Origin of the sequence: Maribellus maritimus (assembly GCF_022267315.1) — a bacterium.
GTDB classification, from domain to species: Bacteria; Bacteroidota; Bacteroidia; order Bacteroidales; family Prolixibacteraceae; genus Draconibacterium; species Draconibacterium maritimum.
The window spans coordinates 19,034-33,333 of the sequence record NZ_JAIKLE010000053.1 but is presented as its reverse complement, the minus strand read 5'-3'; the positions used below and the strand labels follow the sequence as shown (position 1 = coordinate 33,333).

General features: G+C 39.9%; 12 protein-coding genes and 1 riboswitch. Of the genes, 1 reads left to right on the top strand and 11 read right to left on the bottom strand.

Annotation, left to right across the window (positions count from 1 at the left end):
• Window positions 1–241: 241 nt before the first annotated feature.
• The 9 genes from K5G00_RS26725 to K5G00_RS26685 form a co-directional block, all read right to left on the bottom strand.
• Window positions 242–898: a TenA family protein gene (locus K5G00_RS26725; protein ID WP_238769555.1), complete on the bottom strand. Its 657-nt coding sequence runs from the start codon at window positions 896–898 to the stop codon at window positions 242–244.
• Complete coding sequence (thiD, locus tag K5G00_RS26720; protein ID WP_238769554.1) at window positions 898–1,704, bottom strand: bifunctional hydroxymethylpyrimidine kinase/phosphomethylpyrimidine kinase; 807 nt, start codon at window positions 1,702–1,704, stop codon at window positions 898–900. Before thiD ends, K5G00_RS26725 begins: the two co-directional genes overlap by 1 nt.
• A 9-nt stretch (window positions 1,705–1,713) precedes the next feature.
• Window positions 1,714–2,718, bottom strand: coding sequence for a thiamine-phosphate kinase (gene thiL, locus K5G00_RS26715; protein ID WP_238769553.1), 1,005 nt, complete (start codon window positions 2,716–2,718; stop codon window positions 1,714–1,716).
• Window positions 2,719–2,720: 2 nt separating this feature from the next.
• Window positions 2,721–3,449, bottom strand: coding sequence for a hypothetical protein (locus tag K5G00_RS26710; protein ID WP_238769552.1), 729 nt, complete (start codon window positions 3,447–3,449; stop codon window positions 2,721–2,723).
• Window positions 3,401–4,048, bottom strand: a complete 648-nt coding sequence (locus K5G00_RS26705; RefSeq protein ID WP_238769551.1) for a TenA family protein — start codon at window positions 4,046–4,048, stop codon at window positions 3,401–3,403. The genes K5G00_RS26710 and K5G00_RS26705 overlap by 49 nt, the downstream gene beginning before the upstream one ends.
• A complete protein-coding gene (thiE, locus tag K5G00_RS26700) occupies window positions 4,045–4,680 on the bottom strand; it encodes a thiamine phosphate synthase (protein ID WP_238769550.1) in 636 nt (211 codons plus the stop codon). Before thiE ends, K5G00_RS26705 begins: the two co-directional genes overlap by 4 nt.
• Before the next feature lie 10 nt (window positions 4,681–4,690).
• Window positions 4,691–5,485: a hydroxyethylthiazole kinase gene (thiM, locus tag K5G00_RS26695; RefSeq protein ID WP_238769549.1), complete on the bottom strand. Its 795-nt coding sequence runs from the start codon at window positions 5,483–5,485 to the stop codon at window positions 4,691–4,693.
• Between the two features lie 27 nt (window positions 5,486–5,512).
• Window positions 5,513–6,223: a class I SAM-dependent DNA methyltransferase gene (locus K5G00_RS26690; protein WP_238769548.1), complete on the bottom strand. Its 711-nt coding sequence runs from the start codon at window positions 6,221–6,223 to the stop codon at window positions 5,513–5,515.
• A 75-nt stretch (window positions 6,224–6,298) separates the two neighbouring features.
• Window positions 6,299–6,397, bottom strand: a riboswitch (TPP riboswitch).
• 144 nt (window positions 6,398–6,541) lie between these two features.
• On the bottom strand, window positions 6,542–6,760 hold the full coding sequence (locus K5G00_RS26685) for a PepSY domain-containing protein (RefSeq protein WP_238769547.1): 219 nt from the start codon (window positions 6,758–6,760) through the stop codon (window positions 6,542–6,544).
• A gap of 458 nt (window positions 6,761–7,218) precedes the next feature.
• Between K5G00_RS26685 and K5G00_RS26680 the strand changes: the two genes are divergently transcribed.
• Complete coding sequence (locus K5G00_RS26680; protein ID WP_238769546.1) at window positions 7,219–8,415, top strand: glycoside hydrolase family 88/105 protein; 1,197 nt, start codon at window positions 7,219–7,221, stop codon at window positions 8,413–8,415.
• Between the two features lie 453 nt (window positions 8,416–8,868).
• Here the strand turns inward: K5G00_RS26680 and K5G00_RS26675 are convergent, their stop codons facing one another.
• Complete coding sequence (locus K5G00_RS26675) at window positions 8,869–10,830, bottom strand: RagB/SusD family nutrient uptake outer membrane protein (RefSeq protein ID WP_238769545.1); 1,962 nt, start codon at window positions 10,828–10,830, stop codon at window positions 8,869–8,871.
• Window positions 10,831–10,858: 28 nt separating this feature from the next.
• Window positions 10,859–14,002, bottom strand: a complete 3,144-nt coding sequence (locus K5G00_RS26670) for a SusC/RagA family TonB-linked outer membrane protein (protein WP_238769544.1) — start codon at window positions 14,000–14,002, stop codon at window positions 10,859–10,861.
• Window positions 14,003–14,300 lie beyond the last annotated feature (298 nt).

Here is a 14,300-nt window from a genome sequence, read left to right as displayed (position 1 = left end):
CAAGTTCTTTTAAATCCTCTTTTATATTGAATTTGCTTTGTCTTCCCATGCTTCAAAGATAATACAGCGGCACTATATACTCAAATTGGTATAAGCAGGAAGCGCGTCTCCTTTTAGAATTCCAACATTTGTATATTAATATTATAGGAATATTCGTTTGGGGACAATTCTTCAAAAATAAAACTATTTCACCATCTGGAATATAAGCTGTTTTGTATTCTTAAGGCTAATTTCTACTTAGTCAGTTAACATTTTCAGCTTCCTCAAAAACCAAATATTCAAACCGGGCACTTTGTAAAAAAGCTTCTTTCATTTGCGTTTTTAGATTGACGGATGCCTGCTGCCCGTGTTTCTCAATGAGTTGAATAAAGCGAACAGTTACCTTGTCGTAAGTTTCGCCGGCATAAGTATCAATAAATCTTTGATACGGATTATCAGCAACCTGGTGCATTATTATGTGTTGACCAACTTCACCATACAACCAAAAACAAGGCAACAAAGCCGCCAATGCAACCGGATAAGGTGCATTTTGAGCAGAATGAAGCAAAAAATTCCCATATTCACCAAAAACCGGCGACTGTTCTTTCGCTGCTTGAATATTAAAATAAACGAGATATTCTTTTTGCATGGCCTGTTCAACGGCAATACCATCTTCGGCCAATTGCCGGAAAAAATTTTTTTCTGTTTCATCCGTAGCCCGCTGCGACAAAAGTTCCAGCGCCTCATTATCCTGTTGCAGGTAAAGTACATCCTGCGATAAATAATGAGTAAACCATTCCCGGGGAAGTGTAGCATTAGCCAGTTCGGAGACAAACCGGCAATTTATTATTTGCTGAAAGACAGGAAGCGTTGCTTCCCATAATTCCCGCGTAAACTCGCCTTGTGCCGTAACCCGCATTATTTCCAGAATTGATGAAAATGATGAACCGGTCCGTGACCTTTCCCTATCTCATAATCGGCCCCAGCTACTATTGCACGATTGATATAATCTTTGGCGCTGCGAATAGCATCGTTCAGCGGTAATTGCTGCGCTAAAAAAGAAGCTACTGCCGATGAAAATGTACAACCTGTTCCATGTGTATTTTTTGTTGACACGCGCTGCGAACGAAGCTCAATAATTTCATCGGTTTCGGCATTGTAAAAAACATCCACCAGCTCGTCTTCGGTTAAATGCCCGGCTTTTAGTAAAACCGATACCGTTCCGTTACATGATAAATCTTTTACCACCAATGGCAAATCGGCCTGTTTTGAGATTTTCCTTCCTGAAAGGATTTCGGCTTCCGGAACATTGGGAGTAATTACGCTAACCATAGGAATCAATTCATTTTTAAGGGTTTCAATGGCTTCGTCCTGCAAAAGTTTATCGCCCGAAGTAGCCACCATTACCGGGTCCAGAACAATATTACGAATATTGTACGGCTGTAGCGTATCTTTCACTGCCCGAATTAACTCCGAAGAATGCAGCATGCCAATCTTAACGGCATCAGCGCCAATATCGTCCAACACCGATTTAATTTGTCCTTTTACAAAATTGATAGGCACCGGATGTACCCCAAAAACCCCGACTGTATTTTCATCAACAATAGCAGTAATTGCCGTTGCGGCAAAACAGCAACATGCCGATATGGTTTTTAAATCGGCCTGAATGCCGGCCCCGCCACTTGGGTCGCTCCCGGCTATACTTAAAACGCGTTTATAGTTCATTTTTTGTTTTTATTCTTGAAAATGATTAAATCCGGCTTTCGAAAAAACAACTTTCTGCCCGTTTTTGTACCATTCAATTGCCGGTTTGCCTTCTTCTATTTTACCAATAGGATAAACCGTTTTCCCAAATTGCCATTTAAATTCCTTTTGCAGTTCATGTAGTTGCTCAGGGGCAACAGTGAAAACCAGTTCGTAATCTTCGCCACCGCCAACTGCCAGTTCATCCGGGCTCCAGTTTTGCGTAGCACAAATTCTTTTCAACGGTTCCGACAAGGGCAGATTTTCCAAATCTATTCGTGCTGCTTTCTTCGAAGCTTTTAAAATGTGCATCAAATCAGAAGCAATCCCATCCGAAATATCCATCATAGCATGAACGCCGGAAAAGCCAAGCAAAATCTGTCCTTCTTTTATGCACGGTTCAGGTAGATTATGCCGTTGCAGCAAATATTCAACATCAGCCGAGGGATCCATTTTTTTCAACATAGTTTGCAAGCCACCTGCCGAATCGCCCAGATTTCCGGTAACACAAATCAAATCCCCACTTTGGGCATTCCTGCGCAATTTCACCTTTCCTTTTGGACATTTCCCGATTGCACATACATTAATGGCCAAATGTTTTACTGATTTGGTTGTATCGCCCCCGTAAAGCGGCGTTGCGTATTTCTCAGAAATGTCATGATAACCTTTCATAAATTCATCCAGATATTCTACATCAACCCCTGGCGGAACAGCAATAGACAAGAATGTTCCCAGCGGAGTTCCACCCATTGCAGCAATATCGCTCAGGTTTACTGCCACCGATTTGTAGCCCAGTTGCCATGGCCTAATTTTATCCCGGAGAAAATGAACATCTTCTATCAGCATATCAGTGGTTACCAGCAAATCAGAAGTTTCATTCATCGGTAAAATGGCGCAATCATCACCAATACCCAATACTTTTCCCGACAAAAGAGCTTTAAAATCCGGAGCGAAACGCTCGATAAAACCAAACTCACCTATTTCTTTTAATTCCACTTTTAATTCTCTTTTAAATCAAATAAAAACTGTTCCAAGCATTCACGAATTGCAGCAGAAGCCATAAATCTGGACGCTGTTTTTCTTGTGACAATAGCATTTGAACCAAGTGGAGCATTTTCATCACCATCCACAATGTCACAACAATAAATATTTTCACTTGAACCAACGCTAATTTTAAGTTGGCATAATCCGTGGACTTTGATTTTCCCAAAACCTGTTATTCTTGAATCAATTGCCTGTAGCTTAATTACAATACTACTTGTAGCTGTACTATCAATGTTTAAATTCGACTGGCTGAATACGGAATCAACATACTCCTTAAGTTTAAATATTGTCTGAGCTGAAGCCAGTTCGGAAGTATTTTCAATATCTAAGGATGAACATCTTATATTTCTTAGTTGAGAATTTGACCTGTCATCAATAAGTTCAACCCGAAAAGATTTAGCATTAAAGTCGAATGCATTAATTGTCTTATATATTGGAAATTTCCGACCGGGTAGAAATCCATGCTCAGGAACTATCTCCTCTCCAAATAAAATTGGAATAATAATTTGAGAATATCCAGTATTTATACTGAATATTAAAATGATAATTGTTAATATCCGCTTTTTCATTCCGAAAATAGTTATAAAATTAGCCTTAAGGTATTTGTATTGTAAAGAAAACAAATTAACTCCATTTATACCGGCCATTGTTCCAATCGCCACGCGCTGTCCCAGAACATCCATTCCATTTTAAAAGACAGTTTGAAAGCCTGTGTCATTGATTCTCGCAAAGCGGGAGTCGTTTCATTTGCCGCTTTATCGCAAATAGTAATTGCTTTTTGAACAGCCAGCGCAAAATCGTCACCTCCATAAGTATCAATCCAGGGCTGATACGGATTTTCTATCTTTGTTTGATTCTCTAAAATGTAATCACCCACTTTCTTATACACCCAAAAACAGGGAAGAATAGCAGCCAGTGCCTCTTCAGTTGATGCACAGGCCAATTGCCGGTACATATGTCCGGTGTAAAGCGCACAGGTTGGGGTTGCATCAATATCTCTGTCACTATTTTTTAAATAATACTCATGTAAGGCCTGCTCAACTGAAACGGTATCTGATGAAAATTTCAGAAAATCTTCGCGCCATTCTTTCCGATTTAATTTTGCAGCTATACCTGCCAAAATTTTTCCGTATTCAGCCAGATAAATTGCATCCTGCTGCAAATAGAACTGAAATTTTTCCTGTGGCAGTGTGCCGTTCATCAATTCGTTCAAAAAAGGCAATTTCAAAATTTTATTGTAAACAGATGCACATTCATTCCATGCTTTATCACTCCACTTCATATGTTTTTTCTTTTTATTTCATTTTTTAATAATTCGGCAGCAAGCTTTGGATTTTCAGCCGACGAAATAGCTGAAACCACAGCAACACCATTTGCCCCGTATGCCATAACTTGTGCTGCATTTTCCAGATTAATTCCGCCAATTGCCACATTCGGATGGCTGGAAATAGCGCTAACCGCTTTTACCCCTTCCAATCCGAAAGGCGTAAACGTATCGGTTTTGGTTGGCGTGGCAAAAACAGGAGAAATACCTATATAATCAATATCCAAATTGTTGGATTCTTCTGCCTGCCTCATCGTTTCAACCGACAAGCCCAGTATTTTATCTTTTCCGAGAAGTCGGCGGGCAACATCCCACGATAAATCGCTTTGACCAATATGCAAGCCATCGGCATCAATGGCCAGCACAATATCGAGCCTGTCGTTAATAATAAGTGGAATATTATACGATTTTAGCAACTTTTTTAAGCGGATTCCCAGTTCATAAAACTGTTTCGAACTGCAATTTTTTTCACGCAACTGAACCATGGTAATACCACCTTTCACGGCTTCTTCCACAATAAATTCCAATGGGCGGCCAAGCGACAAATCACGGTCGGTTACCAGATATAAGCTTAAATCAAATGATTTCATTTTATTCTATTTAAGCGATAAAAACGTCAGCAATATCTTTATCTGTAAGGTTGTACAATGTATCGATAAAGTGCATTTGCAAGCTTCCCGGACCGGCAGATTTCTTTGCAGCTATTTCGCCGCAAATACTCATTACCGCCATTCCGTGGGCTGCGGCCAGCAAGGTATTTTTATTTACTGCGGCAAAAGCCCCCAAAACTGCGGAAGCCGTACACCCCATTCCGGTAACTTTTGGCATTAATGGTGAACCATTTTTTATCGTAATAACCTGTTCTCCATCGGTAATAAAATCTTCGGCGCCACTAATTACTACAACAGCCCCGCTTTCTTTTGCCAAGCTTTTTGCTGCATCAAGAGCGGCATTGGCAGAAACGGTACTATCAACTCCTTTGGTGGCAACATTCTCTTTAGCCAGCGCCATAATCTCAGAAGCATTTCCGCGAATAAGCGTAGGTTTACATTTCTCAATAATCTGTACGGCCACTTCGTTCCGGTAAGGCGTAGCGCCAACGCCAACGGGGTCGAACACTACAGGAATCCCTTTCTCTGTTGCGGCAATTCCGGCTTTCATCATTCCCTCTACCCATAAAGGATTCAGTGTACCAATATTAATCACCAATGCAGAGGCGATACCAGCCATGTCAGCCACTTCTTCAACAGCATGTGCCATGACCGGCGAAGCACCAATGGCCAGCAAAGCGTTGGCAGTGTTGTTCATTACTACAAAATTGGTGATGTTGTGCACCAAAGGAGTGTTATCTCTTAGAGCCTGCAAATCGGCTGCAATTGATTTTGCGTTTATCATAGTATTTATATTTTAATTCTACACAATTTATTTCCGGGCACAAATGGCTACATAATCACCGCGGTCGTATCCTTCTCTGGGTTCTTCTGCCACATTATTGGAATAAATAGGATGCGCCGTTAGCGTTTGTGCAAATTCCAAGTTATTAAATCCTGACTTTTGTAACATCTCCACTTTTTCTGCCGTAGTTCGCCAATTGGCTATTTTTACAAATTCAATGGGATACGGGTCTTCCGGATGAACATCTTTTAACAAAGGATGCTCCCAGGTTCCAACCGCTTTTGTCAGGTTGTAGAGCAATGCATATGAACTTTCTTTGGGAACATCAATTACCACAATTTTACCCCCCGGACGCAGTGCTGCAAAAGCTTTATCAAACGCAGTCTGTAAGTCGGTAATGTAACTTGGCGTGCCATTAAACAGTACAGTATCATATTTTTCGATGCCCAGTTCTGCTTTTTCTACAGTTGTTACCTCAACTGTCATTCCACGTTTACGGGCAATTTCAGCCATTCCTTCCGATGGCTCCAACCCGCTTTTTATGGAAATCCCAAAGTCTTTTTCCAGAATCATTTCAAAAAGGCCGCTGCCACAACCTACTGAAAAAACATCTTTTGAATCTTTAAGAAAATGCGCCACCAATTTCACTTCGGAATACAACACATTTGTATTTTTCATAAACCATGCATCGTATTTTGATGCATGCTCGTCGAAACCACTTTTCATTTTTTCACTCATAATAAGTATTTATTTAACCCAAAAAGCCGCTCCGCAGAAATGCGAAACGGCCTGTATCTTTGTTCATTATAAAATCAAATACAATCCTCGTTTCCCTCCGCTGTTATTATACATATCAGGTTACAGGGTATAATCTCAGCCGGCCTCAGTAGACAGACACCCCTAACGAGATGACGTAAAAGTATCGATTTTTAGAGGAATTTCAAAAGATGATTCCTTTTATATTCGTTGTTTCCGGAACGAGAATCTATCATTTTACAGCTAATTCTCATCTCTATCCTGTATCGCAAAAAAACAAAGAAATTGATATAAAGCCATTTAGTTTACATCAATCATTTTGATTAACGAGCGCCTCCTTTTTCGTCTCTTTAACCAAAGAATAAACCCCGTTACCGGGAGGCTTGCAGCGATAAAGCTTGCAAAAAATGCCAACAATTTACCGGGAAAACCGAGTATTGATCCGTCATGAATGGGAAGGTTTATGGCTGTTCCCAATTGAATTAGCATAGAAAGCAACAGGGCAACCTGAAGTAGCATTTGATCTTTTCTAGTAAAATTAGTGCTTTTCTTCACGGAGAGAAAAAGAACACCCAATATTATAGTGGATGTTTCTTTTACACCTTAAAATAAATCATTAAAAAATTCATTATACAGGTCGTCTTAAGCTTTTCATCATATAGCAGCACGCATTCAGGCAACCATTTTCGATAAGACCTTTTGAAAGGGATAAAGTTGGTTAAAGCATCCATACAGATTCCGGTTTGAATAAAAAATATCCTTCAATCGCATAAAATGTAGTATTTGTGAATATTTCCTTTTGAAATACCCGCAAACTGGTATAACCTGCCCCATCGAATTATTAGCTACTTTGTATTTTTATCTTCAGGAATAAAAACGCAAAAATATCAAGAGGCTAAAAACGGCGTTTCTCATATTTTTAGAAAACATCATATGTAAACTCTTTTTCAAGAAGAAAGCATCCCAAAAAATTAAAAATGAAAAATAGTAGTAAATTAAAATTGTGCCCCCTATTACTAATAATATTTCTGTTTAATGATTGCTCAACACAAGCTCAAAATAGCCAAACAGAGAAAAGGCAGGTACCATACGCATCTTTGTTTGCTGATGCTGTAATCCAGAGATCAGATAGGCTGGTTTATTACTTAACAGACAAAGCAAAATATGGATATGATTTTAGTTTTCTCGGTTCAGCCATTGACCAACTGGGTAGTATTGACAAAAAATATTCAAATTACATGCAGACATATATAGACTATTTTGTGCAGAAGGATGGAAGCATAGACCACTACACTCTCACTGATTACAACTTAGATAACATTCGACCGGGATTCAACATGCTTGAGTTGTATAAGCGCACCAAAGATGAAAAATACAAAAAAGCGATTGAAACGTTGGTGAGCCAAATAGAAAATCAGCCCCGCGTAAATTCAGGTGGATTTTGGCATAAAAAAATTTATCCTTATCAAATGTGGCTGGATGGCATTTACATGGCTTCGCCTTTTCTTGCCCGATATGCAAAAGATTTTAATGAACCAAAATGGTTTGATGAAGTAACATTTCAAATTCAGAAAATTTACAGGGAAACACTGGATGTAAAAAGCGGCCTAATATTCCATGCCTGGGATGAAAGTCGCACGCAGCAATGGTGTAATCCAGAAACAGGACAGAGTAAGCATTTCTGGAGTCGCGGCACGGGCTGGTTCATGATGGCAATTGTGGATGTACTGGATTATCTTCCTGAAGATCATCCTGATCGCCCTGTCTTGATCGAAATACTTGATCATTTAAGTATTGCATTGTTAAAAGTGCAAGATAAAAAAACAAAACTATGGTACCAGGTTCTTGATATGGGCGGACATGACGGCAACTACCTTGAAGCTTCTGGATCGGCCATGTTTATTTATGCCTATGCCAAAGGAGCTAAAAAAGGATACCTCAAAAAAGAATTCTACAATATCGCCGGTAATGCATTCGACAGTATGGTAAAAAACATGGTAATAATCAGCGACGAAGGGTTGCCCGTTTTAACAAACGTTTGCGGAGCGTGTGGCTTGGGAGGAAATCCATATCGTATGGCTGACTACAATTATTATATCTCAGAAAGACAAATCGATAACGATTCAAAAGGTGTTGGTGCGTTTATCCTGGCAGCTATTGAATTAAACAAATAAAAAATCCAGGCACAGAACATCCAATTTTAAGGATTTCAAAATCCGAAAACAAAGTCGGAGTCGTGAATACAACTTTGTTCCTGCTGTTAGAGCTCGATAATATCACATAATGATTTGAACCTGCCTGTTTTTTGGTAATGTTCCGCATCAGTATTTGTAGTATTGTTTTATTTTTAAAATTCAGATCTGAATATTCAATGAAAAAAATCCGGTAGCTCACTTGCAAAAGGAGTACGTACCGGATTTTGTTTTAACTAAGACTAACTATGTTATATTAAACAATAAATTACCCTGGTTCCAATAAATATTATCAATACTGTTAATGTTTGAAGTTATAAAATAACAGTCCATATCTGATAAACATTCTGTTAAACTCCGGATATTAAACAAATCTTTGATATCCGGAGTTATCTCTTCTATCTTATATCAATATGGCTCAAAAGCACGATACATTTAATAGCCCGGATTTTGCAACATTGCTTTTTCTTCAGGAGTCAAAGGACTTCCTTCTTTATATATTGCATCAAGAAACTTTTGCGGGACAGGTCTTAAACTATGAAAATCTTCAATATTTGGAGATGCTTCAGGATTATAAGCCCTAACTCTGGCCACCAATGTTTTAGTGCGGCTCAGATCTTCCCAGCGAAGCCATTCACCACAAAGCTCTCTCGTACGTTCATTCAAAATCAAACACAACATACGATCATAGTCACCGGCGTATCCCAATTTTGCAATTACGGCTTCATCCTCTTCGGGAAAGGCTGATATGCTTGTAATTGTTAAATCAGTAGCTGCTGTCGTTACCGGAATATTGTTAGACTCATAATATGAATTTTCGTTCATATAAGAATTGTCGCTAAATGGTTGTGTAAAATCAGAGGTAGGATACGACTCGGCGCCATCCATGTAGTAGGATCGATCCTCTCCTTCCTGGTAAGCTCCGCGGTTCCGAACCTCGTTGATGTACGGCAACGCATCAGTATACGAACCGCTACCCAGTGAGGCCAGACGTATTTTCGCTTCTGCAGCCATCAAATAGGTTTCGGCGGAACGTGCCAGTATTTCATCGCGCATACCGCGGTTATCGTTGATGGCTGTTCTGTCCGATTCAAAATGTTTTGAAAGGGACGGGAACCGCGGATTTGCCAGCAGCCCAACACCGTCGGCAGCATAGGCAACAAATACGTGTGGAATTGTTTTTCCCGTTTCGCTGTATAAAATATTGGGATTGTTGTTGTTTATCGTTTTTTCAAAACGCGTGTCGTCGGGCGAATTGATAATGTACATAATCCCCAGGTCTACCCCGGGAGTATAAGTAATACCTCCAAACTCACCACCGGCATTAACACGATGTTTTGTTCTGAAGGTTTTCCAGAAACGTGAGTCGTTAATATGGTCGAATATATCGTAGGTAAAATACGTTGCGGCCAAACGGCTGTAGGGACGCATCCCGGTTAAGTCGCGTTTCATCATAGGAAGGTCATCATATCTTGCGGTGTAAAATATATGACTTCTGTTAGAAGTTTCAAGCACGGGGTCGCGGCTAAATGATGCTGACAAAATCAATTCCGGCAGAAACTCATTGGCTCCGTCGGGTTCTGTGTAAGCCCAAAGATCCTGGTAATTAGGAGCAAGCGGATGATTGGCAATCACTTCGTCTGATAAACTTACAACCATTTGAAGATCTGCTGCTTTGGTGTCTGAGTTCCATGAGTCATTGATCTCACTGGCACGCGTCAAATAGGCTTTCGCAAGGAAATGAGCGGCAGCATCTTTGCTAATCCTGTTCGGATGTTGTACCGAATTGTTCAGCAGGTTATAGGCCTGGGTAAAATCATCGATTACCTGTTGCATTACTTCCTGGGCACTTGCACGCGTAAATTCTAACTCCACAGTAGTGCTTGGTTTCAGTTTTAGAGGGACGGCCCCATATTGCCGCACTAATTTTAAATAGCTATAAGCGCGAAAAAAATAACCTTCTCCCAGAGCAATATCTTTTATAGCAGGGGATGTCGATTCGATATTGGTCGCCGATTCAATTAATTGATTAGCCAAACCGATACCAATATATATATTATCCCAGGGTTCCTCTGCAGTGGTTCTTATAGTCGTAATTATTGAACCAAACCTGCTGTCGTAATTATTCCATGCGCTGTTGGTATCGTCACCCCCTACATGAAACTCATCGGTACCGTAATTGGTGGTTCCAAACTGATATTCTGAATCAAAAGGCGATGCAAAGATTCTGTAATAAGCACCCACGGCTAATTCCTGAATACCCTGCTCCGTTTCATAAAAAGAAAAGTCCCTTTCAGTATCCAATTTTTCGTCCAGAAAGTCCTTGCAGGAAATTACACCCGCTATTAATATCAAGAGCGTGAACAGGCGTGTATAAAATTTTATATTTTTTTTCATAACATATACTTTTTAAATTTAACATGGTTTAAAACTGTAGGTTGATACCGGTTACAAAACCTCTGTTTGAAGCATGATATCTTACGTCAAGATCAACCCAGGATACATTATTGAAAACAAAACCGGGATTTAATGCCTGAACATAAACCCGTAATTTGGAAGCGCCAATTTTCCCGGCAATTTTTCCGGGTAAATTATACCCCAAAGTAATATTTCGAATCTTTAAGAAAGAACCGTTTTTAAAACCCAACGATCCATAATACTGGTCGCCATAACCGGCAGAATATATTGGTTTTTGATAATCGGATTTTGTATCTGTATCAGTCCAGTAATCCACTTTTCTTTGTTGATATCGTCCCACAAGTCCTTCTCCTCCGGCATCGTATTTATATCCCATTCGGCCGTATAAGAATACAGATAATTCGAACCCTTTATAATCAAAAGTATTTGTTATACCGAGAATATATTTTGGTATCTCACTACCGATAACTACGCGGTCGTTATTCGCATCAATTACATAATCTCCGTTCTGATCGACCGGACGGACATTACCGGCGGTAAATGTATGGCCATTAGCATTAAATTTTGCCATTTCTGCAGCATCCGATTCCTGCCAGATTCCTGCAGCCGCATAGTCGTAAATTATATCCTGAGACTCACCTATAAACCATTCGTTGACTAAATCATCTTCTTTGCCGTTGGCTAACGAAACGATTTCGTTGTCCTGGTATGAAAAGTTAAGTGTAGTTGACCATTCAAAATCATGGGTTCTAATGTTTACTGAGTTTACCGTCAAATCAAAGCCTTTAGATTTGGTTTCCCCGATATTGGCAAATGTATTTTCAAAACCGGTAACCGTAGGGATTGATTTTTGAAGTAACAGATCGGTGGTGTTGGAAAAGTAAATATCTAAATTTCCATAAATTCTTGAATTCAATACTGAAAAATCGAGACCGATGTTGTATTGCGTAGTTTGCTCCCAACCTAAATCCGGATTAGCCAGAGTTTCATCATTTTCCTGGCCTGCAGTAGATGTGTTGCCAAAGGGATAGAATAACCCCGCAAGCTTTCCTTTGGTTTCATAAGGATCAATAGCCGCATTACCGGTAACCCCCACGCCAAAACGTAATTTTAACTGGGTTACCCAGTTTACGTCGGCCATAAAGGCTTCTCTATCTAAACGCCATCCTAAAGCTGCACTGGGAAAAAATGACCACTTGTTCCCTTCTGATAATTGGGAGGCCCCATCATAACGTCCAGATACCGTAAGCAGGTATTTATCATCAAAACTATAATTTAAACGGGCCATATAGGATAACAACGATTGTTCGGTGATTCCGGAATCCCACCCGCTAAGGGACCCTACAGCGTCTAAAGCATTCCATTTTTGGCTGGGAAAAGGAATGTTATCTGCTTCCATGAAACTGGATTCTGTTTCAAATTGTGTTTGACTCTGTAATAAAGTCAAACCAAAATTGTGTTTTCCAAAGGTCCTATCATAGTACACTAGGTTATCGAGCGTGTAAGACAAGCGTTGTCTTTTTTCTAAAGCAGCATAAGCGGAACCGCCTCTGATTACGGATTGGCCATCAAGAAAGATACCATCACGCCAGGTTTCGATATCTGGGCCGAAATTGGCACGATATCTTAGCCCTTCCAATGCAGGTATAAGGGCGCCTATATCCAATTGGCCATAAAAACTACCAAAAGCACGTAGTGTAACACGCTGATCCTGTGAATACTTATCCTCATCGATAATTGTTTTAACGGCGCTGTCTCCACCCGGTTCACCTACCTTGTTGCCATCAGCATCATAGGGCAATGCATACACAAAAATGCCATATGCGCTTTCATATAATCCACTTCTGGCAGATACACTGACGTTGCCTGCAGTAGATTGGCCATATTCCTGGGTACTGTATGAGCTGTTCAGTTTTGCTCCAAATGAGAACCAGTCTACTGGTTTAATATCTACACTTACATTTGCACTGTAACGATTGAAGCTTTGCCCCTTTACCACCCCTTTATTATCGGTATAACCAAAGGAACCGTATGCTGTCATCTTATCTGTACCGCCACTGGCACTTATGGTATTTTGTGTAGTAATTCCGGTACGGGTTACAAAATCAGTCCAATCAGTAGTGGTTAATTTTGATCCGTCCCAGCTCCCACCTGCCCAGCCTTTTTCTATATTGGCCCAGGCTGTTGGATCACCGGTAAAAATTCCAGCGTCATTTGCCTCTGTAGGTTGATCACCTCTAACATCCGATTCTCCATTGTTATATTTTGCCCAGCGACGGTATTCAATATATCCGGCCGCATCAAACAAAGGAGAATATTCATGTATCTTTTCGATAGTTACTGATGAGTCAAAATTCAGGTTAAACCTTCCTGCCTTCCCCTTTTTGGTTGTAATAATAACAACACCGTTGGCACCCCGCGACCCATAAATAGCTGTGGCCGATGCATCTTTTAAGATATCTATTGACTCTATGTCGTTGGGATTCAGGTTGTCAATTCCGCCGAGTGTTACTGTATTTGAAGTAGTAACAGCTGTTTCAATTTCACCGGTTACCAAAGGGATACCATCTACAACATAAAGCGGAGAGTTTGACGCAGTAAGCGAGCGTACACCACGAATGGTAATATTTCCAATTGTACCGGGGCGCTCATTCGAAGTAATATCAACACCGGCTGCCTTTCCCTGCATGGCTTCAACAGCATTGTTTACCGGACGGGAAGTAAGCTCTTCTGAATTAACACTTACCATAGCACCAGTTACATCCGATTTTTTTTGTACACCATAACCAATCGCAACAACTTCGTCTATTTCAGTGAATGCTACATTCATTACAACATCAACGATTGATCTTCCATCAACCGGGATTTCCTGCGTTTCGTAACCAATAAATGAGATATTCAATACCGCATTAGCCGGAACATTAATGGAATAAATACCATCAGCATTCGTTACGATTCCATTGGTAGTACCTTTCTCTACAACATTTACACCGGGTAGTGGTTCCCCTGTTTGCAAATCAGTTACCGTTCCTCTTACTATTTGCGTTTGCGCAAATGTCAATGTTGAGAAAAATAACTGTGTTGCTAATAAAATCACTACAAAATGAAGGTATTTCTTCCATTTTAGTGTTTTTTTAAAAAAATTTGTCATACTTTTTTTGTTAGATTATTAGTAAATTAGGTTTAACATATATATCATCAAGCTAAAATGAAGCTATGATATGATTCTATAGAGGAAAAAGATTATTGCAAAAAGGATGATTGCAGATATTACAATTACAAAATTGATTTTTCTCAGTTTGTGCCGGAAATCGTTCATAAGTTATAGTTTAAGTTTGGTCGTTCCAATTTAAAACAACCTAAAAATTCGATACATTTAAATCGTCCCAAATAGCAAGTTTATATTTCCCATAAAGGGCAATTCTTCCCAAAATGCGGGATTTTTACAT